The sequence below is a fragment of the Vibrio sp. Y2-5 genome (assembly GCF_014596725.1).
Taxonomy (GTDB): domain Bacteria; phylum Pseudomonadota; class Gammaproteobacteria; order Enterobacterales; family Vibrionaceae; genus Vibrio.
The window spans coordinates 15,052-40,922 of the sequence record NZ_JACVEG010000009.1; the positions used below are offsets into that span (position 1 = coordinate 15,052).

A 25,871-nucleotide genomic window follows, 5' to 3' on the forward strand; every position below is an offset into this window, starting at 1 on the left:
AGTAATGTATGTCACTGAATGAAGTGCACATTTCAAGTTTGGTGGTTCATGTGCTTCCACAGCACATTGAATCAATAAAGGCTCAAATCGAAGAGTTCGAGAATGCAGAAGTCTACGGTGACAGCCCTGAAGGTAAAATTGTGGTGGTTCTAGAAACTGAGAACCAAGGTTTTATTACCGACACAATTGATGCCATCAACAATTTACCTAACGTGCTAAGTACTGTTTTGGTTTATCACCAAATCGAAACAGATTTAGAGCAGTTGGACGAAGACACTGGAATTCAACAATCCCAAACAGAGGATGAAGTATGAAAATGACAAGACGAGCGTTTGTGAAAGCAAACGCAGCAGCATCAGCTGCAGCTATCGCTGGAGTAACACTGCCAGCCTCTGCTGCCAACCTGATTGCTAGCACTGATCAAACCAAAATTACCTGGGACAAAGCGCCTTGTCGTTTCTGTGGTACTGGCTGCTCGGTTTTAGTGGGTACACAAAATGGTCGTATTGTGGCAACTCAGGGTGACCCTGAAGCACCAGTAAACAAAGGCCTAAACTGTATCAAAGGGTATTTCCTTTCTAAGATCATGTACGGCAAAGACCGTCTTACTCAACCTCTGCTTCGTATGCGAAATGGTGAATACGCTAAAGATGGCGATTTCGCACCGATTTCTTGGGATCAAGCTTTCGACATTATGGCTGAGAAGTGGAAAGCGTCTCTTGCTAAGAAAGGTCCAACAAGCATCGGTATGTTTGGTTCTGGTCAATGGACAGTGATGGAAGGTTATGCGGCAGCTAAATTAATGAAGGCTGGTTTCCGTTCAAACAACATCGACCCGAACGCGCGTCACTGTATGGCATCTGCGGTAGTGGGCTTTATGCGCACCTTCGGTATTGATGAACCTATGGGTTGTTACGACGATTTAGAAAATGCGGACTCTTTTGTTTTATGGGGTTCGAACATGGCAGAAATGCACCCTATTCTTTGGAGCCGTCTGACTGACCGTCGCTTAAGCGAACAGCACGTTAAAGTAAACGTACTATCTACTTACTATCACCGATCATTTGAGTTGGCTGACCACGGTTACATTTTCCATCCACAATCTGACCTAGCCATTGCCAACTTTATCGCTAACTACATCATTCAAAATGACGCTGTAAACTGGGATTTTGTTAACAAGCACACTAACTTCAAACAAGCGGTGACTGACATCGGTTATGGTTTGCGTGATGAGCACCCGCTACAGAAGAAAGCCAAAAATGCGAACAATGGCTCAATGAGCAGCATCTCTTTTGAAGAGTACAAAAAATCAGTAGCACCATACACTGCTGCTAAAGCATCTGAACTGTCAGGTGTGAGCGAAGAGAAACTGATCACACTTGCGAAACAGTACGCGGATCCAAATACCAAAGTCATGTCGCTTTGGACCATGGGTATGAACCAACATACACGTGGTGTATGGATGCAAAGCCTTGTGTATAACCTCCACTTGCTGACGGGTAAAATTGCGACTCCGGGTAACAGCCCATTCTCGCTAACAGGTCAGCCATCGGCTTGTGGTACTGCGCGTGAAGTCGGTACCTTTGCTCACCGTCTGCCAGCAGACATGGTTGTTGCAAACCCTAAACACCGTGAAATCGCAGAAAAAGTGTGGAAATTGCCTGAAGGAACTATCCCACCAAAACCGGGTTTCCACGCGGTTCTTCAAGACCGTATGTTAAAAGATGGCATGCTGAACTGTTACTGGGTTCAATGTAATAACAACATGCAAGCAGGTCCAAACATCAACGAGGAACGTCTACCGGGTTATCGTAACCCAGAAAACTTCATCGTAGTTTCTGACCCGTACCCAACAGTGACAGCGCAAGCGGCTGACTTGATTCTGCCAACGGCAATGTGGGTTGAAAAAGAAGGTGCTTACGGTAACGCAGAGCGTCGTACTCAAGCTTGGTACCAACAAGTGGGCACAGTAGGTGAAGCAAAATCTGACTTATGGCAGCTAATGGAATTCTCTAAACGCTTCAAGATGGAAGAAGTGTGGCCGGAAGAATTGCTCGCAAAAATGCCTGAATACCGTGGCAAAACTATGTTTGATGTGCTGTACAAAAACGGTCAGATCGACAAATACCCAGTGAGCGAAGCTCGCGAACTGAACGATGACGCACACCACTTTGGTTTCTACGTTCAAAAAGGTATTTTCGAAGAGTACGCAATTTTCGGTCGCGGTCACGGCCACGATTTAGCACCTTACGATATGTACCACCAGACTCGTGGCCTACGCTGGCCAGTAGTGGATGGTAAAGAAACACTATGGCGTTACAAAGAAGGCTCAGATCCATACGCGAAGAAAGGTACCGGTTGGGATTTCTACGGCAAGCCAGATGGCAAAGCATTGATCATCTCTGCTCCATACGAAGCGCCACCTGAAGTGCCAGATGCAGAATATGATTTGTGGTTATGTACTGGCCGTGTTCTTGAACACTGGCACACAGGTAGTATGACTCGCCGTGTACCTGAACTTTACAAAGCTTTCCCTGATGCGGTGTGTTTCATCCATCACGAAGATGCTGCCGCACGAGGTCTACGCCGTGGTGATGAAGTTGTGATTGCTAACAAACGCGGTGAAGTTAGAGCGCGTGTAGAAACTCGTGGTCGTAACAAGCCGCCAAAAGGCTTGGTATTCGTACCATTCTTTGATGCTCGCATTCTGATCAACAAGTTGATCCTAGATGCTACCGACCCACTTTCAAAACAAACGGACTTCAAGAAGTGTCCAGTTAAAATCACCAAAGTGGCTTAAGTAAAGCAAGAGTATAAAGGCTGCCCTACTGCAAAGTCCTCAGGGCAGCCACATTAAAGAATTTAGCCATTAGGCGGAGAATGTAATATGAAAAAATTACTGGTTGCACTGTTATCTGTAAGTGCTGTTTTATCCGGCTTAGCTTTTGCGCAAGCTGAGTTGGATCTTCCTGGCGGAACGGGTGGTTTAGAATCTCTACGTGGTTCTAGCCTTCTTGAAGAAACACGAAGTGCTGACGAAATGAAGAAAGTACCTCGTGAACAAGCTTTAGAAGCGGATTTTGTTTATCAACCACCACTGATTCCACACTCAATTCGTAACTACGAAGTAACTAAAGATGCGAACAAATGTTTGGCCTGCCACAGCTGGAAAAACGCCAAAGATATGGGCGCGCCAAAAATCAGTGTCACGCACTTTGTGAACCGAGAAGATGCGGTTCTGGCTGATGTTTCTCCTCGTCGTTATTTCTGTTTGCAATGTCACGTTCCTCAAGCGGACGCTCAACCTTTGGTTGAAAATGACTTTAAGCGCGTTGAATCACTCCGCTAAGCAAACCACAAATTAAGAGGCGATTTATGAAACTACTCAAAGCGTTTTGGAGTAAGTTAACAAGGCCAAGCAAAGCCGCGGCTGGCGTTGTCTTATTCTTGGGGTTTTCGGGCGGCTTGCTATTCTGGGGCGCGTTCAACACGGGTATGGAAATGACAAACACCGAAGAATTCTGTTCTGGCTGTCATGCACCAATCGTTGCTGAAATTCAGGAAACCATTCACTATTCTAACCGCTCAGGTGTTCGAGCTATCTGTTCTGACTGTCACGTACCTCACGAATGGACAGATAAAATTGTGCGTAAAGTGCAGGCTTCTAAAGAGCTGTTTGCCCACTACGTAACCAAAACCATCGATACACCAGAAAAATTCAAAGAGCGTAGAGCGCATCTAGCCGAACGAGAATGGGCTAGGATGAAAAAGAATGATTCTCTCGAATGTCGAAACTGTCATGAATTTGAATTTATGGATTTTTCAGAGCAGAGTACTCGTAGTGTTCAACAACACTCTACGGCTCTGGCTTCAGGAGAAAAAACCTGTGTTGACTGCCACAAAGGTATCGCACATAACCTACCAGACATGCACGGCGTTGAAGGCTGGCAATAAGGAGAGCTGGAATGAGTACACTTGAATCAGTTATCTGGCATATCCTAGGTTACGGTGCCATGCCAGTAATTATACTGGGTGGGTTTGTTGGTGTTGCTGCGGTGTCGATTGGCATACTGTCCCTGACCAAAGATAAAGAGTCGTAAAAGTAAGTAGTCCCTGACGATTTTTTACTTAACTTTACCCAAATCCGGTGCCCAGCACCGGATTTTTATTTTAGTTAAAGCTAAATTAATAACGTGCAATAAATTGGGAGCTGACACCTGTTTATTTCACAACTTTTACATTAGCTTTTACTTATACAAATAATAATTCAGGGACAGTGACTATGGCGAACTACAGTTGGATGCAAAGATTAATGATTGTTCCGCCAATCGTATTAGGTGCTATTGTTCTCTTTATTGCCCCCAGCATGAAAGCAGAACCGCCAAAAACAGAACAAGCAGGAGCAACAAAAGTTGTTCGTGTGATCAAAATGAAACCTCTTGCCATTCAACCGAGTGTTATCGGTTATGGCTACACTCAACCAGAACAAGAATGGCAAGCTCAAGCGGAAGTTGAAGGAAGAGTGATATGGGTGTCTGACAACTTCAAAAACGGGGCTTTTGTGTCGAAAGGTGAACCTTTATTGCGACTCGATGACTCCGCTTATCAACTCGCTATCACTAAACTCAATGCTGAACTGGACGTTTCAAAACTCAAATATCAAACCCTAGGCGTAAGTTATTCCATTGCCGCACAAGATTACAAACTGCAACAAGAAGAATACCAACGCAGTGAGCGACTAGCGAAAACTGGTCATCTTTCTCAAACCGAAAAAGACAAAGCCAAGCGCGATCTGCTCAGCAAACAACAACTGCTACAAAATCTGAAAAACGAACAAGCAATTACCCTTGCTGAACAGCAGGTATTAAACGCTGAACTTGACATTGCGCGACGTGATCTCAGCCATACCGAAGTAAGAGCGCCTTATGACATTCGCATTACGGCTACCAACATTGATGTAGAAGAGTATGTAAACAAAGGACAAGCACTGCTCCAATCCGATGCTATGGACTCGGTAGAAGTGCTGGCACAATATTCGATTGGCAAGATGAGACCACTGCGCAGAGCGAGTCAATCGCAAAACTTCGACAACTCACTGCACAACGATTTAGAAGCCACTGTCACCCTAAGCGCAGGCGACAAGCAAATTCACTGGCAAGGCATCGTTGACCGAAGTGGCGGCATAATTGACGCACAAACACAGAGCCAGACTCTTATTGTTCGCATTCCAGAACCTTATCGCCAAGCTCAGCCTGGGAAAAAACCACCGCTGATTCGAGACACCTTTGTAAAAGTTACGCTGAAATCATCGCAACTTGATAACCAGATGATTGTGCCAATAAACGCTATTCATAGCGGCAACATCTATGTGGTGAAAGACAATCAACTCGCTATTCAACCAGTAGAAGTGGACTTCACTCAAGGCCAAATCGCGGTACTTAAATCCGGTGTTCACGAAGGTGATATGGTTGTGGTTAGTCAGTTGCAACCCGCTGTAGAAGGCATGAAGCTAAAACCACAGCCAGATAAAGCCATGGTGCAGTGGATAAGCCAACAAGCAAAGGGAGATGAATGATGATCGCCTACTTTGCTCAACACAAAACCGCTGCCAATGTTCTGATGATAGCGATATTGCTGCTTGGGATATATGCCCTGCCTAAAATGCAAAAAGACACCTTTCCTTTAACGCCAACCACCAATATTGAAGTGAAGGTAAGCTATCCGGGAGCGTCGCCAAAAGAAGTGGCGGATGAGATCTGTATACCTCTTCAAGATGCGATGGATAAATTGGATGGCATTTATGAATTCACTTGTGATGCACGGGAAAACGTCGCGATTGGCAATGTGGAAATCAACCGTGGCGAAAACATCGATATTCTGACCAGTGAAGTACAGCAAAAAGTAAATGCGATTAGCGATTTCCCTGAGCGTGCAGAACAGCCTACAGTGACGAAACTAGACCGTGTAGCTTCGGTTGTCAGCATTGCAATTACAGGCCCTATGTCTGACCAGGATCTCTACTGGTATGCAAACGAAGTAAAGCAGAATCTCAAAGCCAGCCCAGATATCGCCCAAGTAACCATTAGTGGTTTCTCGGATCAAGAGATTGAAGTATCAATTCCAAGCGAAACTCTAAGGCAGTATGGCCTGAGTATTTCTGATCTATCGAACCGCATCCAGCAACAAAATGTCAGTGTTCCTGCTGGCACCATGAAAAGCGACTTATCAGAGTCCAGCATTCGCTTTGACCAACTGGCCAAACAGGTGGATGAGATCGGAAACTTGATGATCAACAGCACCACTCAACTGCGTTTGAAAGACATTGCCTCAATCGAACAAAAATTTGCTCTCGAAGAAGATAAGATTCTGTTTAACGGCAAAAGAGCGGCACTGCTTCAGGTATCAAAAAACCAAAATCAAGATACCCTCAAAGTGCGCGAAACCGTAGAGAGACTTATCGATAGAGAACGGGCTTTGGCTCCACAAGGGGTCGAGTTAACCATTACTCAAGATGTAAGCGTCAATATCAAAGAGCGTCTTCGTATCTTAGGCAGTAATGGTGTACAGGGGCTTGTGCTCGCTTTCCTCACTTTGTGGGCATTCTTCAACATTCGCTTCAGTTTTTGGGTAACGGTAGGTCTTCCGGTCTCATTTCTCGGTACGCTTTTCATCATGCTCATTCTCGGTTACACCATCAATATGATGACCATGGTCGGGCTGATTGTGGCCATCGGTATCCTGATGGATGATTCATTGATTATTGCTGAAAACATCGCGGCGAAACGTGAAGCTGGTATGGCTCCTGTTCAAGCGGCAATAGAAGGAACAAAGCAAGTACTACCGGGTGTTATTGCCTCTTTTGCTACCACCATCATGGTCGTTGGTCCGTTGATGTTCCTAACTGGAAAGCTCGGTGACATTCTTCGCTATATCCCGATTGCATTAATGATGACTCTGATCGTGAGCTTAATTGAAGCCATGTTCATTCTGCCTTCACATTTAGCTCATCATCCTGACGTTGCCAATGGCAACAGCATTCGTAGAAGAATTACCGCTGGGTTTGAGTTTGTGCGCGACAAAGGTTTTGTTCCCCTTTCAGTAATCGCAATGCGCTCGCCTTACTTGAGTCTTGGTATCCTTATATTTGCGGTCGCAGTCACAACGGCGACCTTTCCCGCAGGCTTTCTTAAATTCAAAGCGATGCCAACCCTCGAAAGCGACACCCTGCAAGCTCGGATACTACTAAGCCAAGGCAGCTTGTTGTCGCAAACAGAAACGGTAGTAACCAAAGTAGAAGCCGCATTAAAAGAGATAGACAAGGAATATCAAGAGCAGTTTGGTGAACCATTAGTCAACAGCATCACCGTTATGTATAACACCAACATCGACGCCTTCGACTCCGGCCCACATATGGCAACGGTTAGTGCAGATTTGTTGCCTGCTCAGTTTCGTCAGCAAAGCATTAAACAACTGATTCAGAACTGGAAAAGCAAAGTTGGCCCGACTGCCGATGTTATTGCTCTTAAATTTACAGACAAGGAACGTGGCGTCGCGGGTATAGGCATTGATATTCGTGTTCAAGGCAACGACCCACAACAGCTTTATGCGGTAAATTTAGCCTTGATGAAATGGCTGAAACAGTTTGATGGTGTGTTCAATCTATCTTCCGATTTGAGGTACGGGCGTGACGATATTCAAGTGACTCTCAAAGACCAAGCGGGTGTACTGGGCGTAACCGCAGCGCAAGTTGCACAAACGCTGCGTAACGCCATTAAAGGCGACAATGAACTCACTGTGTTCCAAGATGGAGAGATCGTCGATATTCGCATCCGCCAGAGCAACTTCCTGCATCAAGCGACGATTGAAGATCTGAATGACATTCTTATCACCGCCAGCAACGGCAAACTGATCCCTTTGATGGCTGTCGCCGATTTAACCCAAAGTAAAGCTTTCTCTCGCCTTAACTTAGTGAACGGTATTCCAACAGCCACAGTGCAAGGAAACATCAACACTCAAGTAGCGAATGCTCGTGAAATCATGCAGCAATTCTACTTAGAATTTGTACCCCAAATGGCTCAGAAATTCCCACTCGTGCATTTTGCTTCTCAAGGTCAGGACAAGGAGAGCGCAGACACTGGCTCATCACTGCTCACTTACTTTACTTTGGGCATCATTGGCGTGTATCTGATATTGGCATTTTTGTTCAAAAGTTTCGTTCAACCATTCGCAGTTTTACTCGCCATTCCTATGGCGTGGATTGGCGTCGTTTGGGGACACTTAGGATTGGGAATCGATCTGACGATTCCAAGCCTGGTGGGCTTTGCCACCCTTGCAGGTATCGTGGTAAACGACAATATTCTGCTGGTCACGTTTGTCAAAGACAAAGTTGCAGAAGGAGTGGAACTTCGTCAAGCCTGCAAACTGGCGATACATGATCGTTTCCGAGCGATATTGATTACGTCACTCACCACGTTTGCAGGGCTACTACCCTTGCTGACTGAAACCAGCACTCAAGCGCAATTCTTAATTCCATTGATTGCCAGTATTGCGTTCGGTCTGGTAAGTGCAACACTGCTTGCTGCCGTTGTCGTATCTTGTGTTTTGTTGATCTTGAATGACATTAATCCAAAATTATGTGGAAGCGACTTAACCATCGATACAACTGAGCACGCTTTATAGCGTGCTCAGGAAAACAAGCATGATTGGCGTAAGAACCATGGAAACGAAGTAACTGGTAATCCAACTGGTATTCGCCACTTCTTTGTCCAAGCCATAAAGCACTGCTGGTAGCGTCCCCATAAATGCTGTGGGCATCACTGCCAGCACCAAACACACCTTCGCGACCAATTGGCCTTCAACCTGCCAAAGGTTAAACAATGAAAGCAGCAATAAAACCACTAATACTGCGCCAAAAGAGCGAGCTATGGTTGCCGTTATCGCTACTTTTTGCCAGCGCTTCCCACCTTTTAAGTTGAAAGTTAAACCGACAGAAGCAATCAACAAAAATGTACCTACTGGAATTGTCCAATGGCTCACTGAAAGGAGAAATTCAGGACGTTCAATACCTGCAACATTGAGCAATAAGCCTGAAGAAATAGCGCAAATGGCGATGAGGAAAATGGGGTCTTTCCACACTTGCTTGTTTTTCGTGGACTTCAGCGCTTCATCTTGAGACTTGGATTTTGCGTACGGGAAAACCAGACCAAAATAGGTCAGCTCTTCAAACAGTTTAAATAGAGCCATCATTGCCACACCGTTTTCACCGAATGTGATAAACAGAACAAGGTTACCAAGCGCACCAATGTTGTAGAGCGCGGTCACTGGCACGAGCGCCCCTGTTTGCACTGGCGTCAACTTGTTCTTCCTCGCGACAACTATTCCGACCAAAGTGCCCGCAGCGATCACCCCTGCGCCAATAAAAGGCAGGTACAGTAACTCAGTGCGAATATTGTTTAACTGCCATAAAGAGACAAACACGCTAAACGGAATCAGAACCATCAACGAAATCTTGGTTAAGAGCAAACTGACAAAAGATGAGCGCTGTTTAAGATAACGTTGGAAAAACAATCCCAGCACAAAGCCACTGAAAATGATGCTAAAAGTAAAGACAAATGGGTTCACAAAGGTAGACCTTACATCTAATGCACAGACCCAATTAGTTATCTCAGCTTAACTAGGTCATTACAATGCTTTTTGTAAATATATTTTCATATTTAAATAATGTCATTCACTAATGATAAGCGACACATACAAGCAAAGGGGCTCTCAGCCCCTTTGTTCTCACTGTTTAACGCAGCTATAAACTGCTAAAAGCTATAACATTACTGTTTTACCGCAGTGAAATGATCTACTGCATTACGAATCACTTTGACCATCATATTGACGCTAACCATCACCATGACGCTGGCAGCCAACGAACCTAATCCAAACTCACTTACAGCGCCAATCGCTTCCGCACCTTGAACCAAACCATGACAAGCACTAAAGGCGGCAATACTGATCATAGAAATCCACTTAATCGCCCCTGTTTTTCGGTACGCATACAGAGCGATAGGCAATGCAATCAAAGAACCCGCCACCAATGATTCCACTTGTGACGCATTCGACCACTCTACACCGACAAAGAAACCCGCCATTAAGGCCGCTGCAAAACAAGCAATGATTTGCGCCGATTTTTTGTAGCTATAGCCTGCGGCGAAAAAGCCGATGAGAACCAAAGCCGCTAAATGGTCGACACCCGTTAACGGGTGCAAAAAGCCTTCAGAAAAGCTCGCATGCATAGCATGACCAGTATGAGCGAAACTAGGCGTACTTGCAGCGAAAAGAGAGGCACCTGTGATAATTTTGCTAAGAGATAATTTCATTTAAAAGTTCCTTTTTCTTTGTTACGACAGCCAATTACTGCTGCTCTTCTATACCTGTTCCGTGACAACTACATCTACGTCGCGCTCTGCCAACATGCCTTGCTGAACGATAAAGTCGATCACCGTTTTAAGGCCGTCACCACGAATTAGATTAGTGAACACAAACGGCTTTTCACCGCGCATTTTCTTCGCATCTCTGTCCATAACTTCAAGTGATGCGTTAACCATTGGCGCAAGATCAGTTTTATTGATAATTAGTAGATCAGACTTAGTGATACCCGGACCACCTTTACGCGGAATCTTGTCGCCCGCACAAACGTCGATCACATACAGCGTCAAGTCTGAGAGTTCTGGGCTGAAGGTTGCGCTAAGGTTGTCGCCGCCGCTTTCCACCAGCACCAATTCCAAACCCGGATGACGGTGTTGCAGTTCGTCAATAGCAGCAAGGTTCATGGAAGCATCTTCGCGAATCGCAGTGTGCGGACAACCACCTGTTTCAACACCCATAATTCTGTCGATATCCAACGCCTCATGGCGCATCAAAAACTCAGCATCTTCCTTGGTGTATATGTCATTGGTGACCACCGCAAGATTGTAGTGTTCACGCATTGCCGAGCATAACTGACGTAGTAATGCTGTTTTACCGGAGCCTACCGGGCCACCGACGCCTACTCGTAAACATTGTGTGCTCATATTTAACTCCTAAATAATCTTGAATATTGAGTCTCATGCCATGCACTCACCATGGCAAAATTGGGTAGTGTCAGCCCGATGTTGTCGTCACTGACGGATAAACCTGTTTCGATTGCCTGCTCTATTACTGGCATCATTTCAATCAGCACTTTCTGAGCAGACGTCTGCCCAAGAGGCACTGTTTTACAAGCCACCGTGACCTGATTTTCCAACCAAGACCACAGCCAACCTGTCGCTGCTACTTTTAGCGGCACGTTAAAGTGGACACAGGCTTTGGCGTATAACGGCAGATAACTCATGCTGCGAGTATTGCCGTCTAGTTCAACATCCAAACTCGCCAATAACCGATGAAGAGTTTGCCCAAGTTTCTGCTCTTCCATCACCAACTCTGCGGTTTCTCGATTTGCCAGTAACACCTGTTGCCAATAGTCGATTTGGTTTAGATCGTTTAATTGCCAAGCCTGATAAAAGCGTTTTAACAGTGGCAACTCCAAATTTGCTTGCCCGCTTCTCAATAGTGGCGACAGCCATGCCTTTAAGCTTGCTTCATCCTTCACCCATTGCAGTTCCACCGCGCCTTCCAAGCCTTGGCTATAAGCAAAAGCGCCTATTGGCAAACTTGGGCTACTTAAATGCAGCAGAGATAACAACGCTGAAATTTGCATTAGTGATGATGCTCCCCATGGCTTTCGATGTGCGAATGGCTGTGTCCATGAGAATGATCATGGTCGTGATCGTGCGGCTGGTGATCATGTGAATGGTCATGCTCATGCCCGTGATGATGACCTTTACCACTGCCATGATAAGCGCCATTTTCTGGCGTAAATTCTGCCAGTTGGGCTTCACACACCAACCCCATCATTTCCACCATCTCTTGCAATACATGATCCGGTTGGAATCGCAGCCAACATTGGCCTATCGCCATAGGAACATGGCGGTTACCCATGTGGTAACACGCCTTAGCAAAGGTTTCCCAATCATCGGTTTTCGCCGTCACGACGGATTCTTTTTCCGCAACGACAACCAATACTTGTCCGCACTCTGTGTGAAGGTAGTCACCGTGTTTGAGCACGTCACCTCGAGGTAAAAACACTCCCACATCCAAACCTGACTGACTCATTGCTCTGAATCGACCTTTCTGACGCAGTGCAAAAGGCAAAATCACGTTATCCAACACTGCTCCATGGAAATGATCGGAACGTCCTACAACTTTCAACATACAACTCTCCTTAGTTCGGTTTCTCAGAACAACGAATAACGCTGTGCCAGAGGCAGTTCCGTTGCTGGGTCGCAAGTTAATAGCTGCCCATCAGCTTTCACCTCGTAGGTTTGCGGATCAACGCTGATCACTGGCATGTAGTCGTTATGAATCATGTCGTTTTTGGTCACGTTGCGACTGTTGAGACACGCGGCTAACTCGCGTTTCAGTCCTAGCGTTTGCTGTAAGCCGTTCTCCATTGCTGCTTTACTAGTGAAGGTCACAGACGTAGCTGCGCCAGCAGTGCCGAAGCCGCCAAACATATAGCGATAATGCACAGGTTGAGGCGTCGGAATCGAAGCATTTGCATCGCCCATTGGCGCAGCAGCAATAAAACCGCCTTTGATAATTAGGGCAGGCTTAATGCCGAAGAAAGCTGGCTTCCACAGCACGATATCCGCCAACTTACCTACTTCTAGAGAGCCCACAACGTGAGAGATGCCATGCGCGATAGCTGGGTTAATGGTGTATTTAGCGATGTAACGCTTGGCGCGGAAGTTATCCGCCTGACGCTCTTCATCTTCTGGCAATAAGCCGCGTTGCACTTTCATCTTGTGCGCGGTTTGCCAAGTACGACAAATCACTTCTCCCACTCGACCCATTGCCTGTGAGTCAGAAGCAATCATCGAAAAAGCGCCTAAGTCATGCAGAATATCTTCTGCCGCAATGGTCTCTTTACGGATACGAGAATCAGCAAACGCCACATCTTCAGGAATGTTAGGGTCGAGGTGGTGACACACCATCAACATGTCGAGGTGTTCATCCACGGTGTTTACTGTGTAAGGACGAGTCGGGTTGGTCGAAGAAGGAAGCACATTCGGCTGGCCACAAGCGACAATAATATCCGGAGCATGACCACCACCCGCACCTTCCGTATGGTAGGTGTGAATCGTACGACCTTTGAATGCCGCGAGAGTATCTTCTACAAAACCTGATTCGTTTAACGTGTCGGTATGAATCGCAACCTGCACATCGTACTTCTCTGCCACTGCCAAGCAGTTATCGATGGAAGCTGGTGTGGTTCCCCAGTCCTCATGCAGTTTTAAACCACATGCACCCGCTTCAAGTTGCTCTTCCAACGCTTGCGGTAAACTGGCATTACCTTTACCGAGGAAACCGAAGTTCATTGGCATTAAATCGGTACTACGAAGCATCTGAGCAAGGTTCCACGCCCCCGGTGTACAGGTAGTAGCGTTAGTCCCTGTTGCAGGTCCCGTGCCTCCACCCAACATAGTCGTCGTACCCGACATCAGGGCTTCTTCGATTTGCTGCGGACAGATAAAATGAATGTGCGCGTCGATTGCGCCAGCCGTCACTATATGCCCTTCTCCCGCAATCACTTCGGTGCTGGCACCAATATTAATCGTTACATTAGGCTGAATGTCGGGATTACCCGCTTTGCCAATTGCGTGGATCTTGCCATCTTTGATACCGATATCCGCTTTCACAATACCCCAGTGATCAAGAATCAAAGCATTGGTGATCACGCAGTCCACCACTTCATCACGGCATTTTTGCCCTTGCCCCATACCGTCACGAATCACCTTACCGCCACCGAACTTCACTTCGTCGCCATAAGTCGTAAAATCTTTCTCAACCTGAATCCACAGCTCTGTGTCCGCCAAGCGAACTTTGTCTCCGGTTGTCGGCCCGTACATATCGGCGTACGCAGCCCTAGATATTTCTGCCATCGTCAGCTCCTCAAACCTTACCCATCACTTCCGCGCGGAAACCGTAAACTTCCCGACTTCCATCAAGCTCAACCAACTCAACATTACGAGTCTGCCCCGGTTCAAAACGCACAGCCGTACCTGCGGCTATGTTCAAGCGCATGCCCTTGGTTTTTTCGCGCTCAAAATCGAGCGCAGGGTTGGTTTCAAAGAAATGGTAGTGACTGCCTACTTGCACAGGTCGGTCGCCATGATTCACCACTGAAATGCTCAAGGTTTTGCGGCCAGAGTTCAGTTCAATGGGCGCAGATTGCAGTTGGTATTCTCCAGGCTTCATACCGCCTCCTACTGAATCGGGTTGTGAACGGTGACCAGTTTGGTCCCGTCGGGAAAGGTCGCTTCTACTTGCACTTCTTCCAGTAGCTCCGCAATGCCGTCCATGACCTCGCTTTTGCTCAGAAGTGTCCGCCCTTCACTCATCAACTGAGCGACTGTTTTACCTTCACGCGCCCCTTCCATAATGGCGGCAGAGATGTATGCACTCGCTTCCGGATAGTTGAGTTTGATGCCTTTGGCCAAGCGGCGTTCAGCAACTAACGCTGCAGTAAACAGCAGCAGTTTATCCTTGTCTCTTGGTGATAATTCCATATCGTCCCTCTGAAATAGTCTTGAATCAGGTGTTCCAAATCCTTGGTGGGCAAGGTTCTTTGCCCATAAGCGAAGGCCTTAGCAGCTGCCAGCAACCTCGTAGTTGTTGCTGTGCCTGTTCACTACAATCGCCCAAATAGCGAACTACAATCACCCCCATACGATGGGTGACACTGAGCGTGGTTTGCTCCGTGTTGAGCGAATCTCTTAGCTTTGTCACCGCAACATCTGCGTCTTCGATACCGAAGATCACTAACGTTCCAGAAACCAGATGATGATTAAAACCACTCATTGCGGTAAGAAGCGGATCGTCAGCAGACAGATATTGGCGTTCAAGCAGAATCGGCTTGTCTTCTAAGTAAACCGCCAAACGCTGTTCAACACTGCCGCTAACAAAAGGCAGGTGGCTTTTGGGTCTACCCAAGCAAAACACATCGATGCCAACGAATTTCGCTTCACCATACAAGTTCACTCTGGTCGACAGCTTGCCGTGCGCGCCATCAAATACGATGGTTTCCATTGGCATCCATTCGCAACTGGCATTGTGTACATCGATATGAACTTGTTGACGTTGCGCGCCGCCTTGGCTGTCCGCACGATAGATTTTCCCCGCTGAAGGTGTGGTGATCAGTGCATGGCTGCTTTGTGCGCATTCCACCTGAATGCTTAGGTCATCACCTGATACCAAACCACCGGGAGGATGCAGCAGATAAACATGACATACATCCTGCTCTGGATAGAAAGGACGCTGCACACGCAGTGGCCCTTGAAATGCCATCTGATGCATTCGAGTTTTCTCTCCGTCGTTATCAAAACCGAGAGAGAGAAAGGCTGGCCAATGGCGCTCGGTTTGACTGATGAGATCGAACTTAGACATAAGATTCATAGCGCTAAACCGTTAGGTATTCTTTAACTAACGCATCATTAAGCGCTGTCATTTCACCCATTGCCACTTGGCGTCCACGGTCAAGAATACAGAATCGATCCGCCACTTTTCTGGCAAAGGGTAGTTTCTGTTCCACCAGCAATACCGTCAGACCAATTTCTTGGTTTAAACGGCGGATGATGTCACCAATTTCAGCCACCACGTTAGGTTGTATACCCTCTGTTGGCTCATCCAAAATCAGCAGTTTTGGATTAATAACCAATGCACGACCAATCGCAAGTTGTTGTTGCTGACCACCAGAAAGGTCACCGCCGCGACGATGCAACATCTCCTTTAACACAGGAAAAAGCTCATAGATAAAATCCGGTACGTTTTTACTTTTATCGCCTCGAATCGGCAGACCAATACGCAGGTTCTCTTCCACGGTCAGAAGCGGGAAAATTTGGCGACCTTGAGGCACATAACCGATGCCTAACGGAGCACGTTTTTCAGCTGGTAAAGTTGCTATGTCTTGACCTAAATATTCGATTTGGCCGCTCTGCGTAGCGAGTAAGCCCATTACACATTGCAGTAATGTAGTTTTACCCACGCCGTTACGCCCCATCAAACAAGTGCATTTTCCCTCTTCCACATTGAGGTCTAAATCCCACAAGGTATGGCTCTGGCCGTAAAACTGGTTTAATCCCTTAACCGTTAACATGCTTCTTCTCCCAAATAGACTTCAACCACTTTGGGGTTGCTTTGCACCTGATCCATCGTACCTTCGGCTAACACAGAACCTTGATGAAGCACCGTGACGTTTTTAGCAATGGAGCGAACAAAATCCATATCGTGTTCAACCAACACAATGGTGCGTTCACCAGCGAGGCTGGTAAGTAGCTCGCCAGTTCTGTCCATCTCCTGATGAGTCATGCCTGCGACAGGTTCATCCACCAACAATAGTTTTGGGTTTTGCATCAGTAGCATGCCGATTTCCAACCACTGTTTTTGCCCGTGAGACAGCGCGCCAGCAAGTAGAAATCGCTGAGGCTCTAAACCAATTTGTTTCAGCACATAATCGATGTAATCAATATCCGAAGAGCTGAGTTTGGCGAACAACGTTGAACGAACGGTTTTAGCACCCGCCATTGCCAATTCAAGGTTGTTAAATACGGTTTGGTTTTCAAACACCGTCGGTTTTTGGAATTTACGGCCGATTCCTGCTTGCGCGATTTCCGGCTCACTCAGCTCAAGCAAATCAATGTTCTGCCCAAACCAAGCACTGCCACTGTCTGGGCGAGTTTTGCCAGTAATAATGTCCATCATGGTGGTTTTGCCCGCGCCATTAGGACCAATAATGCAGCGCAGTTCGCCCTCATTGATGTACAAATTCAGATCATTAATCGCTTTAAAGCCGTCAAAACTGACCGTTAAACCTTCAAGGTAAAGTAAACAGCCATGGCCGACGCTCAGCATTGGGTTTACTTTAGGTACAAGGAAATCGTAAACATGTTCTCTGTCCGTCATTGACCTTGCAAAATCTCTTAAGCTCATGCGTTTGCCTCCTTGGTTTTGATTAAGCCAACCACACCTTTTGGCAGGAACAAGGTCACTAAAACGAACATAGCACCAAGGCTAAACAGCCATACCTCTGGCAAAGCAGCCGTTAAATAAGTTTTGGCGTAGTTCACCGCTATCGCGCCAACAACCGCACCGTACAAGGTGGCGCGTCCACCCAATGCGACCCAAACCACTAGCTCAATTGAGTTGAGCGGAGAAAATTCAGAAGGGTTGATGATGCCCACTTGCGGTACATACAAAGCACCGGCAATACCAGCTAAAACCGCAGAGAAACAAAAGATCGCTAACTTGATGTATTCCACTTTGTAACCAGTGAAACGGGTGCGAGATTCCGCATCGCGCACAGCCATCGCAACTCGACCTAATCGACTGACCACGATAAAGCGACACGCTAAATATCCAAGGCCAAGCGCTACACCCGATAAGATGAACAACGTAATTCGCGTTGAGTTGGCCTGTAAATCAAAACCCAGTAAGTCTTTGAAATCGGTTAAGCCGTTGTTACCACCAAAGCCCATTTCGTTACGGAAAAATGCCAGCATTAATGCATAAGTCAGCGCTTGAGTGATGATTGATAGATACACCCCCGTTACGCGAGAACGAAACGCTAGCCAGCCAAAAACAAAAGCAAGCACACCAGGAGCTAACACAATCATTAAAGCAGCAAACCAGAACTGGTCGAAACCGTGCCAAAACCAAGGCAATTCTTTCCAGTTGAGGAACACCATAAAATCTGGCAGTTCAGGGTTGCCGTAAATGCCACGGTCACCGATCTGACGCATCAGATACATACCCATCGCATAGCCACCCAAAGCAAAGAATGCCGCATGACCTAAGCTCAGAATGCCCAGATACCCCCATACCAAGTCCACGGCGACAGCAAGCAACGCGTAAGTTAAATACTTACCCATCAAAGTGACGGTATAAGTAGAGATATGGAACGGGTTTGCTGACCCTACCAACATGTTCATCGCTGGAATCACACACAAAGCGACTGCCAGAACCAGTAGAAATGTCATGGTAGAGCGATCAAATAACTTCGGTTGATACACCATGATTATCCCTCCGCAGAACGCCCTTTCTGAGGGAATAATCCTCGGGGCTTTTTCTGAATAAATAGAATGATGAACACAAGCACTAGGATTTTCGCCAGAACGGCGCCAGCCCAAGGTTCAAGAACTTTGTTTGCCACACCTAGCGACATACCCGCCACCAGCGTTCCCCATAAGTTGCCTACGCCGCCAAATACCACCACCATGAAAGAGTCAATGATGTACGCCTGACCAAGGTTTGGTCCTACGTTAGTTAGCTGACTTAACGCAACGCCAGCAATGCCCGCAATACCCGAACCTAAACCGAAGGTCATGGCATCGACCCATTCAGAGCGAACACCCATGGCACGTGCCATACTGCGGTTTTGCGAAACAGCGCGAACCTCAATACCTAAGCGGGTGTAGTTCAAAATCAGATACAAAAGGGCAAACACAATCAGACAAAACACAATGATGTATAAACGGTTTAACGTCAGACTAAGCAGAGGGTTTATTTCAATTACACCTTGCATAAACTCCGGTGTAGAAACCGAGCGATTTAGAGGTGAGAAAATAGTTCGAACCGCTTGTTGCAGGATTAGGCTGATACCAAATGTCGCTAGCAGAGTCTCTAACGGACGACCGTACAAGAAGCGAATTACGCAGCGTTCGATCAGCACACCCACCGCAGCAGAAACAACAAATGCCAAAGGTATTGAGATAAACACTGACAAACCAATATGTTCTGGCATTAGGGTTTGAACCACATAAGTGGTGTAGGCGCCCAACATGATGAGTTCACCATGAGCCATGTTAATCACGCCCATTACGCCAAAGGTAATAGCCAGACCAATCGCCGCCAATACCAATACCGAGCCTAGGCTTAAACCGAAAAACAGAGTTTGCGTTATGTCCGCCACTTTCTCACGCTGTTCGATGCTGCTTAATGCAATTCTGGCTGCGCCAACTAATGCGCTGTCCGGCTGGTCGCTAACAAACTGATTGAGTGCATTACGCGCTGTTGGTTGATAGCTGGGTTGGAGCATTTCAATCGCTTGTTCCAGCACACTCTCATCACTGCTGTTTTTCAAATCGTAGATAGCCAACGCTGTTGAGCCTAGGTCTTTCACTTTGGCATCAGACTCTTTCACTAAGTGATCTTTGAGGAGTTGATAACTCTCTTGGTCCATAGCACCCATTAGCTGGTTGATCGCATCAATGCGTTTATCCGGATTGGGATGAGAAATACTCAGTGCAGCAATAGCCGCCTTTAATTTTCCACGCAGGCTATTATTGATACCGACTTTTTTAATCGCACGGGATGTCACTATCGAGGTATCACCCTCGTTGGTTGATAAAAGCGGCTGAATCGTATAATCACGGCCCTCTTTGGCTTTAATCACCACCAATGTTTTGCTTGATTTTTCGACGTATAAGTCGCCATTGAGCAGCAACCCCAACACATCGGCAGCCCGTTCATCACCACTTTGCAGAATGCTATCAACCCCAGATTTAATTTGATTGAATTTGAGTGTTGAAATCGCTTGTAAGCCTTCATCGAATGAAGCGCTCGTCTCGGCTTGCGCCAAAGAAGTCACACATAAGGCTGTCACTCCAAGCAACCACACCAGAGCCATTCGTCTGGTATCGGTCGCAATGGAAGAAATACACTTAATTAAAACCATGAGTAACCCTTTCTGACTCGGCTATTTGCCCAGCCTCTAAAATCCATTTCTTGCTTTATCAAGCAGAGGATAAGTGGGGCTTTCGCACCCACTTATTTCGTTACGCCTGTTCGTCAGGCTAATGTCGTAAAACAGCAGGAAGGTCTGTTTTACGAATTAGTAATTCTGACCAGAACATTTCCCTGTTTTCACGTTGTAGTTACCGCAGCTTAGTGGCGCGCGCCAATCTGAAATCAGGTCTTTAGAACCCGGTAAGAAATCAGACCATGCATCGCCCGCAACCAAACCTGCTGTTTCCCACACGGTCTGGAACTGACCGTCGTCTTGGATTTCACCAATCAACACAGGTTTAGTGATGTGGTGGTTAGGCATCATGGTTGAATAGCCGCCAGAAAGGTTAGGGACAGATGTACCGATCAGAGCGTTTTGTACCGCAGCTGGATCAGTCGTACCTGCTGCTTCAACCGCTTTCACCCACATATTGAAACCGATATAAGTCGCTTCCATTGGGTCATTCGTGGTGCGTTTGTCGTCTTTGGTAAACTTGTGCCACGCATCAATGAACTCTTCGTTCGCTTCTGAATCGACGCTTTCGAAGTAGTTCCATGCCGCTAAGTGACCCACAAGCGGTGAAGTATCCATACCGGAAAGTTCTTCTTCACCCACAGAGAATGCAACCACTGGAATCTGGTCAGCTGATACGCCTTGGTTACCCAGCTCTTTATAGAAAGGAACGTTCGCATCACCGTTAATGGTTGAAACAACGGCCGTCTTCTTGCCCTCTGATCCGAACTTCTTAATGTCAGAAACGATAGATTGCCAATCTGAGTGACCGAAAGGTGTGTAGTTGATCATGATGTCCGATGCAGCCACACCTTTGTCTTTCAAATACGCTTCTAGGATTTTGTTGGTAGTACGTGGATAAACATAGTCAGTGCCTGCCAGAACCCAACGTTTCACACCTTGGTCCATTAAGTAATCAACCGCTGGAATTGCTTGTTGGTTTGGCGCAGCACCTGTGTAGAACACGTTTTTCGAAGACTCTTCACCTTCGTACTGAACTGGGTAAAACAGGATACTGTTGAGTTCTTCGAATACCGGCAGTACAGATTTACGAGACACTGACGTCCAGCAACCGAACACCGCAGATACTTGGTCTTTTGAAATCAATTCGCGTGCTTTTTCAGCAAACAGAGGCCAGTTAGACGCTGGGTCAACAACCACAGGTTCTAACTTTTTGCCCAGCAAACCACCCTTTTTGTTCTGCTCATCAATCAGCATCAACATCGTATCTTTAAGCGTGGTTTCACTGATCGCCATAGTGCCTGACAGTGAATGCAACACACCGACTTTAATCGTGTCTGCTGCAAGTGCATGTGCGCTGAGTAGTGACGCGGCCAGTACTGCAGTGGAGAGAAATTTCCGTTTCATTTTTCATCTTCCCTTGATTAATAAATGGTCCAAACTTACACCTCGAATGACCAACAGAAATTGCAGGCATCAGAAGCAAGCTCCCGAAAAGTATCGTTGAGATAAACAGTTAGCGGTATGCGCGTATTGCGCACTTTATCTACGTCAAACTACGCATATTAGATTTAGGAAAATGGGGCTATACTCGCGCGAGTAGGGTATAAAGTAGCCAATGCCTTAGCTGCGAAAGTTGAAGGTAACAAGATCACAAAAAGGTAAGGTTAGCTAAGCGATACACTGCAACAATTCGATACTTGCAAGGAGTGCAGGTAAGAACTTAAAGGATGAAGAGAAAATGAGATGCAGAAGGTTCCGATAACACGCAGGCGTTATAACACACTGGTTGGCAATGAATTACTGGAAGATTTTGCGCTACGTTTTACCGCCAAGCGCGCAAGGAAGTGGTCTGCAGGCTGGATAGCCAATACCGCTTTGGGCATAGTTTCGTTTCTGGTTCTTGAAGCGATTGGCGGCACTATCACGCTTAACTATGGCGTCATCAACTCATTGTGGGCAATTGTTGGCGTTTCATTGGTGGTCATTTTAAGCGGTATTCCTATCTGTTATTACGCCGCCAAATATGGTGTCGATGCGGATCTTCTAAGCCGCGGTGCAGGCTTTGGTTATATAGGCTCGACCATAGTGTCGCTCATCTACGCTTCGTTCACGTTTATTTTCTTCGCCCTCGAAGCCGCCATTATGTCGATGGCGATAGAACTGTTGTTCGGTATTCCGTTGTTTTGGGGCTACATCATTAGCGCAGTCATTGTGATTCCGCTCGTCGCTTTGGGTATTTCCAATATCGGCCGGTTTCAGATGTGGTCACAACCCTTGTGGCTGGCGATGCAACTCATCCCGCTGTTCTTTGTTTTCAGCCACCCAGACAGTCAAATTGACCAATGGCTATCTTATGGCGGTTTAGTGGGACACAGTCCTGAGTTCGACTGGATGTTGTTTGGCGCAGCCTCGGCAGTACTGCTTTCTGTTGTGGCGCAAATTGGTGAACAAGTCGATTTTCTGCGCTTTCTTCCCGCACAAACTCCATCCACTAAATTGCGTTGGTGGGCTGCGATGCTCATCGGTGGCCCCGGTTGGATGCTATTTGGTGCACTTAAAATTGCACTGGGAAGTTTCTTGGCGTGGCTTGCTATTAGTCACGGTATTGCGCCAGATCTGGCAGGCGACCCAGCTCATATGTATGTAAATGTGTTCGGTTATATGACAGACAATACCAAACTTGCCCTTATTTGCGCCGGTTTGTTTGTCATCATTTCCCAACTGAAAATTAACGTTGCCAATGCCTATGCGGGCTCTCTGGCTTGGTCTAACTTCTTTTCACGTTTAACCCATCACCACCCCGGTCGCGTGGTATGGATGATCTTCAATGTATTGATTGCGTTGCTTTTGATGGAACTCGGCGTCTATCAACTCATTGAGCAAACTCTGCAAATCTATTCGGTTCTGGTACTTTCTTGGATTGGCAGCATAGTGGCAGACTTAGCCATCAACAAGCCACTCGGGCTCAGTCCCAAGCACATTGAATTTAAACGCTCTAAACTTTATGACATAAACCCTGTGGGCTTGGGTTCGATGATCATTGCATCACTGTTTGGCTTGTCCGCACATTTGGGGCTGTTTAACGATGTGATTAAAGCCTTTGCTTCCTATCTCTCTTTTGCTATTCCATTTATCACCGCTCCGTTAATTGCCTTTGCGACTCGCAGCAAATATTACTTAGTTTCTAACGATATTATTGTTCACCAGGGGCATGAGGAACATCAGTGCGTCGTGTGTGAACACAGTTTCGAAGCAGAGGACATGGCGATGTGCCCTGCCTATCAAGGCCACATCTGTTCGCTTTGCTGCTCTCTCGATGTTCGTTGCCATGATAAATGTCGACCACAAGCGACTTTTCATGCGCAAGTTAAGCACGCATTAAAACCCTATTTACCGCTGGCATGGATTAACAAGCTCGCCTCTTCTATCAGCCAATTCGTTATGGTGATGGGGTTAATGAGCCTTACCATAGGTGCAATTCTGGCTCTGGCTTACAGTCAGGTTCCGAGCTTAGATCCCACCAAAATGAATGCCCTTTCCATCAGTTTGTTTAAAGCTTTTGCGTTGCTGCTGATCCCCATTGGCATAATCAGTTGGCTATTTGTTTTGGCTCGAAGCAGTAGTAGTCTTGCAATGAAAGAGCTTCAAGCGCATACCAATTTACTCTCTAATGAGATAACCGCTCACGAAAAAACCTCTCAAGAACTGGAACGGGCAAAGAAAAAAGCTGAAAACGCGAATGACGCCAAAAGCCGTTATCTAGCAGGTCTCAGCCACGAGCTGAGAACACCGCTTAACGTGCTGCTCGGTTATGCTCAATTGCTGAGTAACGATAAAGAGTTAACGCCTAAAAAACGCCAATATGCGGAAACACTGGAAAGAAACGGCAAACATTTGGGCGATCTGTTGGAAAGCTTGCTGGAAATTTCGAAAATTGAAGCGGGACGTTTAGAGCTGCACCGCGATACATTTAATCTGCATTTATTGCTGCAACAGTTGGTTGAAATGTTTCGTATGCAGGCAGAACAAAAGCAGCTGACTTTCCACTACAGTTTTGCTGGTCATCTGCCTGTATTTATCAGTGCCGATAAGCAAAGGTTAAGACAAATTCTTATTAATATGCTCAACAACGCTGTGAAATATACAGAGACAGGACACATACATTTCTCGGTTACCTATCGAAACCAAGTCGCCCGCTTCAGTGTTGAGGACTCCGGCATCGGCATTTCTCAAGACGAACAACAACTGATTTTCCGCCCATTTGAACGCATTCAATCAGACCATACCAAACACATCAGCGGAACCGGATTGGGGTTAACCATATCCAATGCCTTAGCCGATTTAATGGGAGGTGAAATTGAATGTGTCAGTGAAAAAGGCAAAGGCAGCACCTTTACCTTGAAAATGATGCTATCTGAAGTGAATGACTATCTGAATGAGCCGGAGTTAACCAATCTTGATATCACTGGCTATAAAGGTTCGAAGAAAACCATTTTAGTGGTAGACGACATTGACGATCAGCGTATGCTTATTAGCAACATCTTAGGGCCGCTCGGGTTCAATGTCCTCCAAGCCAACTCTGCTGAAGCAGCGTTAGAACTGGCAGAAAGCAAAGCCATAGACCTTTTCATGCTGGATATATTTATGCCGCAGGTCAACGGTTGGCAGTTAGCCATTAAGTTAAGACAGAAGTATTACTATCAGCCGATTCTTATGCTCTCTGCCAATATTCAGGAGCTGGAAACCAATAATCAGCTCTATAGCTACCACAATGGTTATTTGACCAAACCCGTCTCCCTGCCACTCTTGCTTGGTAAATTGAGTCAGTTGTTGGGCATTGAATGGCTTTATCAACAAGATGAAAAAGTAACTCCTAACGAAATACCTGATTTCTACCCCAATCATTCCGAGCTTTATAAACTGAAAAGTTATGCCGAGATTGGGTTTATGTCCGCATTCAGTGACCTTCTCGACCAACTAGAAAGCAACGGGCATCAAGGCACAACCTTTATCAACACCATGCGAGAAGAGGCGCACCACTGCCGCTTCGCCAATATCGTTGAACATATTAATGGATTAATAGATTCATGAACGGTTTCTCAGCAAAAAACATCATTGTCCTAGTTGTCGATGACTCGCCAGAATCATTGGGAATGTTAAATGCCACACTCAATGAAGCAGGGCTCACGGTGCTAGTAGCATTGGACGGCCAGCAGGCTCTGTCGATTGTGGAAAAAATTCAGCCAGACGTCATCTTACTTGATGCCGTCATGCCCGTATTGGATGGTTTCGATACCTGCCTGAAATTAAAAGAACGTTTGCCCGCAATTCCTATCATATTTATGACTGGATTAAACGACTCCAAGCATGTGATCAAAGGTTTTGAAGCAGGCGGTGTGGACTACATTACGAAACCTGTCGTACCGGCAGAAGTGCTCGCCCGCATTCGCGTTCACAGCCATAACGCAAGAATGGCAAAATCCGCGCAAGCGGCACTGGATTATGCGGGGCAATTTATATTCTGTGTTTCAAAAAATGGTGATTTAGAGTGGGCAACACCCCATGCTCAGGAACTGTTATGCGATATCAGCAGTCGCTCAGACAGCACACAAGATATTGCGCATACATGGTCACAAATACAAACCGATATTGCGGTATGGCTTAATAGTGGTGACACGTCGGCACCGCTAACCATTACCCAATTTGACTCGCCTCTCGAAGCAACCTTTGCTGGAAATGACAGTAACACTCATGTCCTTATTCGAGTGGATGTCCCTAAACAGGCAGGAACCGAAGATGACCTGCGTGAAGTGTTTAATATTACTAAACGTGAATCTCAGGTTCTCTACTGGCTCTCGTTTGGCAAAACAAACTGGGAAATTGCACAGATTCTCGATATGAGCCCACGAACCGTAAACAAACATCTTGAGCAGATATATAAGAAGCTGGAAGTCGATAACCGAACTTCGGCTGTCAGTATGTCAATACGGGTGCTGGAAAAGTCTTAGTTGATGAAAAAATTGGGCAAACTGTAATAAGTTCACCCCTT

The 25,871-nt window shown here is 46.4% G+C and carries 23 protein-coding genes; 9 read left to right on the forward strand and 14 right to left on the reverse strand.

Features of this window, described 5'->3' with window-relative positions; all coding sequences use genetic code 11:
• The first annotated feature begins 8 nt into the window (after nt 1-8).
• From HUO09_RS17980 to HUO09_RS18010, 7 genes are all read left to right on the forward strand, one after another.
• Nucleotides 9-314, forward strand: a complete 306-nt coding sequence (locus HUO09_RS17980; protein WP_167411097.1) for a chaperone NapD — start codon at nt 9-11, stop codon at nt 312-314.
• A complete protein-coding gene (gene napA / locus HUO09_RS17985; RefSeq protein WP_188234897.1) occupies nt 311-2,800 on the forward strand; it encodes a periplasmic nitrate reductase subunit alpha in 2,490 nt (829 codons plus the stop codon). The genes HUO09_RS17980 and napA overlap by 4 nt, the downstream gene beginning before the upstream one ends.
• 87 nt (nt 2,801-2,887) lie before the next feature.
• Nucleotides 2,888-3,349, forward strand: a complete 462-nt coding sequence (locus HUO09_RS17990) for a nitrate reductase cytochrome c-type subunit (RefSeq protein ID WP_167411099.1) — start codon at nt 2,888-2,890, stop codon at nt 3,347-3,349.
• A 26-nt stretch (nt 3,350-3,375) separates the two neighbouring features.
• On the forward strand, nt 3,376-3,954 hold the full coding sequence (locus tag HUO09_RS17995) for a NapC/NirT family cytochrome c (protein ID WP_167411100.1): 579 nt from the start codon (nt 3,376-3,378) through the stop codon (nt 3,952-3,954).
• Between the two features lie 11 nt (nt 3,955-3,965).
• Complete coding sequence (locus HUO09_RS18000) at nt 3,966-4,100, forward strand: TIGR02808 family protein (RefSeq protein WP_167411101.1); 135 nt, start codon at nt 3,966-3,968, stop codon at nt 4,098-4,100.
• A gap of 182 nt (nt 4,101-4,282) precedes the next feature.
• Nucleotides 4,283-5,575: an efflux RND transporter periplasmic adaptor subunit gene (locus HUO09_RS18005; RefSeq protein ID WP_188234898.1), complete on the forward strand. Its 1,293-nt coding sequence runs from the start codon at nt 4,283-4,285 to the stop codon at nt 5,573-5,575.
• Nucleotides 5,572-8,679, forward strand: coding sequence for an efflux RND transporter permease subunit (locus HUO09_RS18010; RefSeq protein WP_223159488.1), 3,108 nt, complete (start codon nt 5,572-5,574; stop codon nt 8,677-8,679). Before HUO09_RS18005 ends, HUO09_RS18010 begins: the two co-directional genes overlap by 4 nt.
• On the opposite strand, the gene HUO09_RS18015 is transcribed toward HUO09_RS18010, so the two are convergent.
• The 14 genes from HUO09_RS18015 to urtA form a co-directional block, all read right to left on the reverse strand.
• Nucleotides 8,674-9,621 carry an AEC family transporter gene (locus HUO09_RS18015; protein ID WP_188234899.1) on the reverse strand — a complete coding sequence of 316 codons (948 nt, stop codon included), beginning with the start codon at nt 9,619-9,621 and terminating at the stop codon, nt 8,674-8,676. The genes HUO09_RS18010 and HUO09_RS18015 overlap by 6 nt on opposite strands.
• A 200-nt stretch (nt 9,622-9,821) precedes the next feature.
• Nucleotides 9,822-10,364, reverse strand: coding sequence for a HupE/UreJ family protein (locus tag HUO09_RS18020; RefSeq protein WP_167411104.1), 543 nt, complete (start codon nt 10,362-10,364; stop codon nt 9,822-9,824).
• Between the two features lie 48 nt (nt 10,365-10,412).
• A complete protein-coding gene (gene ureG, locus HUO09_RS18025; RefSeq protein WP_188234900.1) occupies nt 10,413-11,057 on the reverse strand; it encodes an urease accessory protein UreG in 645 nt (214 codons plus the stop codon).
• A 2-nt stretch (nt 11,058-11,059) separates the two neighbouring features.
• The gene (locus tag HUO09_RS18030; protein ID WP_167411106.1) at nt 11,060-11,722 is read right to left on the reverse strand and encodes an urease accessory protein UreF; all 663 of its coding nucleotides are present in this window, start codon (nt 11,720-11,722) and stop codon (nt 11,060-11,062) included.
• The gene (gene ureE, locus HUO09_RS18035) at nt 11,722-12,276 is read right to left on the reverse strand and encodes an urease accessory protein UreE (protein WP_188234901.1); all 555 of its coding nucleotides are present in this window, start codon (nt 12,274-12,276) and stop codon (nt 11,722-11,724) included. The genes HUO09_RS18030 and ureE overlap by 1 nt, the downstream gene beginning before the upstream one ends.
• 23 nt (nt 12,277-12,299) lie before the next feature.
• Nucleotides 12,300-14,006 (reverse strand): urease subunit alpha, encoded by a 1,707-nt coding sequence (gene ureC / locus HUO09_RS18040; RefSeq protein ID WP_188234902.1) that lies wholly within the window; start codon nt 14,004-14,006, stop codon nt 12,300-12,302.
• A gap of 10 nt (nt 14,007-14,016) precedes the next feature.
• Nucleotides 14,017-14,322: an urease subunit beta gene (locus HUO09_RS18045; protein ID WP_188234903.1), complete on the reverse strand. Its 306-nt coding sequence runs from the start codon at nt 14,320-14,322 to the stop codon at nt 14,017-14,019.
• Between the two features lie 8 nt (nt 14,323-14,330).
• Entirely contained in the window at nt 14,331-14,633 is a 303-nt protein-coding gene (gene ureA / locus HUO09_RS18050; RefSeq protein ID WP_167411110.1) for an urease subunit gamma, read from the reverse strand.
• A 25-nt stretch (nt 14,634-14,658) separates the two neighbouring features.
• Nucleotides 14,659-15,510 carry an urease accessory protein UreD gene (locus HUO09_RS18055; protein WP_223159489.1) on the reverse strand — a complete coding sequence of 284 codons (852 nt, stop codon included), beginning with the start codon at nt 15,508-15,510 and terminating at the stop codon, nt 14,659-14,661.
• A 13-nt stretch (nt 15,511-15,523) separates the two neighbouring features.
• On the reverse strand, nt 15,524-16,219 hold the full coding sequence (urtE, locus tag HUO09_RS18060; RefSeq protein ID WP_167411112.1) for an urea ABC transporter ATP-binding subunit UrtE: 696 nt from the start codon (nt 16,217-16,219) through the stop codon (nt 15,524-15,526).
• Nucleotides 16,213-17,052: an urea ABC transporter ATP-binding protein UrtD gene (gene urtD, locus HUO09_RS18065; protein WP_167411113.1), complete on the reverse strand. Its 840-nt coding sequence runs from the start codon at nt 17,050-17,052 to the stop codon at nt 16,213-16,215. The genes urtE and urtD overlap by 7 nt, the downstream gene beginning before the upstream one ends.
• A complete protein-coding gene (gene urtC, locus HUO09_RS18070; RefSeq protein ID WP_188234905.1) occupies nt 17,049-18,134 on the reverse strand; it encodes an urea ABC transporter permease subunit UrtC in 1,086 nt (361 codons plus the stop codon). The genes urtD and urtC overlap by 4 nt, the downstream gene beginning before the upstream one ends.
• 2 nt (nt 18,135-18,136) lie before the next feature.
• Nucleotides 18,137-19,747 carry an urea ABC transporter permease subunit UrtB gene (urtB, locus tag HUO09_RS18075; protein WP_188234973.1) on the reverse strand — a complete coding sequence of 537 codons (1,611 nt, stop codon included), beginning with the start codon at nt 19,745-19,747 and terminating at the stop codon, nt 18,137-18,139.
• A 204-nt stretch (nt 19,748-19,951) separates the two neighbouring features.
• Nucleotides 19,952-21,226 carry an urea ABC transporter substrate-binding protein gene (gene urtA / locus HUO09_RS18080; protein WP_167411115.1) on the reverse strand — a complete coding sequence of 425 codons (1,275 nt, stop codon included), beginning with the start codon at nt 21,224-21,226 and terminating at the stop codon, nt 19,952-19,954.
• A gap of 339 nt (nt 21,227-21,565) precedes the next feature.
• Here urtA and HUO09_RS18085 point away from each other — a divergent pair, with 339 nt between their 5' ends.
• Together HUO09_RS18085 and HUO09_RS18090 are read left to right on the forward strand one after the other, a co-directional pair.
• Entirely contained in the window at nt 21,566-24,913 is a 3,348-nt protein-coding gene (locus tag HUO09_RS18085; protein ID WP_188234906.1) for an ATP-binding protein, read from the forward strand.
• On the forward strand, nt 24,910-25,830 hold the full coding sequence (locus HUO09_RS18090) for a DNA-binding response regulator (RefSeq protein ID WP_188234907.1): 921 nt from the start codon (nt 24,910-24,912) through the stop codon (nt 25,828-25,830). Before HUO09_RS18085 ends, HUO09_RS18090 begins: the two co-directional genes overlap by 4 nt.
• The last annotated feature ends 41 nt before the right edge of the window (nt 25,831-25,871 follow it).

What these genes read in the sequence shown, in the direction of transcription:
- HUO09_RS17980 (WP_167411097.1), top strand. Translation starts at nt 9, where the DNA reads ATGTCACTGAATGAAGTGCACATTTCAAGTTTGGTGGTTCATGTGCTT.
- napA (WP_188234897.1), top strand. Translation starts at nt 311, where the DNA reads ATGAAAATGACAAGACGAGCGTTTGTGAAAGCAAACGCAGCAGCATCA.
- HUO09_RS17990 (WP_167411099.1), top strand. Translation starts at nt 2,888, where the DNA reads ATGAAAAAATTACTGGTTGCACTGTTATCTGTAAGTGCTGTTTTATCC.
- HUO09_RS17995 (WP_167411100.1), top strand. Translation starts at nt 3,376, where the DNA reads ATGAAACTACTCAAAGCGTTTTGGAGTAAGTTAACAAGGCCAAGCAAA.
- HUO09_RS18000 (WP_167411101.1), top strand. Translation starts at nt 3,966, where the DNA reads ATGAGTACACTTGAATCAGTTATCTGGCATATCCTAGGTTACGGTGCC.
- HUO09_RS18005 (WP_188234898.1), top strand. Translation starts at nt 4,283, where the DNA reads ATGGCGAACTACAGTTGGATGCAAAGATTAATGATTGTTCCGCCAATC.
- HUO09_RS18010 (WP_223159488.1), top strand. Translation starts at nt 5,572, where the DNA reads ATGATGATCGCCTACTTTGCTCAACACAAAACCGCTGCCAATGTTCTG.
- HUO09_RS18020 (WP_167411104.1), bottom strand. Translation starts at nt 10,364, where the DNA reads ATGAAATTATCTCTTAGCAAAATTATCACAGGTGCCTCTCTTTTCGCT.
- ureG (WP_188234900.1), bottom strand. Translation starts at nt 11,057, where the DNA reads ATGAGCACACAATGTTTACGAGTAGGCGTCGGTGGCCCGGTAGGCTCC.
- HUO09_RS18030 (WP_167411106.1), bottom strand. Translation starts at nt 11,722, where the DNA reads ATGCAAATTTCAGCGTTGTTATCTCTGCTGCATTTAAGTAGCCCAAGT.
- ureE (WP_188234901.1), bottom strand. Translation starts at nt 12,276, where the DNA reads ATGTTGAAAGTTGTAGGACGTTCCGATCATTTCCATGGAGCAGTGTTG.
- ureC (WP_188234902.1), bottom strand. Translation starts at nt 14,006, where the DNA reads ATGGCAGAAATATCTAGGGCTGCGTACGCCGATATGTACGGGCCGACA.
- HUO09_RS18045 (WP_188234903.1), bottom strand. Translation starts at nt 14,322, where the DNA reads ATGAAGCCTGGAGAATACCAACTGCAATCTGCGCCCATTGAACTGAAC.
- ureA (WP_167411110.1), bottom strand. Translation starts at nt 14,633, where the DNA reads ATGGAATTATCACCAAGAGACAAGGATAAACTGCTGCTGTTTACTGCA.
- HUO09_RS18055 (WP_223159489.1), bottom strand. Translation starts at nt 15,510, where the DNA reads ATGTCTAAGTTCGATCTCATCAGTCAAACCGAGCGCCATTGGCCAGCC.
- urtE (WP_167411112.1), bottom strand. Translation starts at nt 16,219, where the DNA reads ATGTTAACGGTTAAGGGATTAAACCAGTTTTACGGCCAGAGCCATACC.
- urtD (WP_167411113.1), bottom strand. Translation starts at nt 17,052, where the DNA reads ATGAGCTTAAGAGATTTTGCAAGGTCAATGACGGACAGAGAACATGTT.
- urtC (WP_188234905.1), bottom strand. Translation starts at nt 18,134, where the DNA reads ATGGTGTATCAACCGAAGTTATTTGATCGCTCTACCATGACATTTCTA.
- urtB (WP_188234973.1), bottom strand. Translation starts at nt 19,747, where the DNA reads ATGGCTCTGGTGTGGTTGCTTGGAGTGACAGCCTTATGTGTGACTTCT.
- urtA (WP_167411115.1), bottom strand. Translation starts at nt 21,226, where the DNA reads ATGAAACGGAAATTTCTCTCCACTGCAGTACTGGCCGCGTCACTACTC.
- HUO09_RS18085 (WP_188234906.1), top strand. Translation starts at nt 21,566, where the DNA reads ATGCAGAAGGTTCCGATAACACGCAGGCGTTATAACACACTGGTTGGC.
- HUO09_RS18090 (WP_188234907.1), top strand. Translation starts at nt 24,910, where the DNA reads ATGAACGGTTTCTCAGCAAAAAACATCATTGTCCTAGTTGTCGATGAC.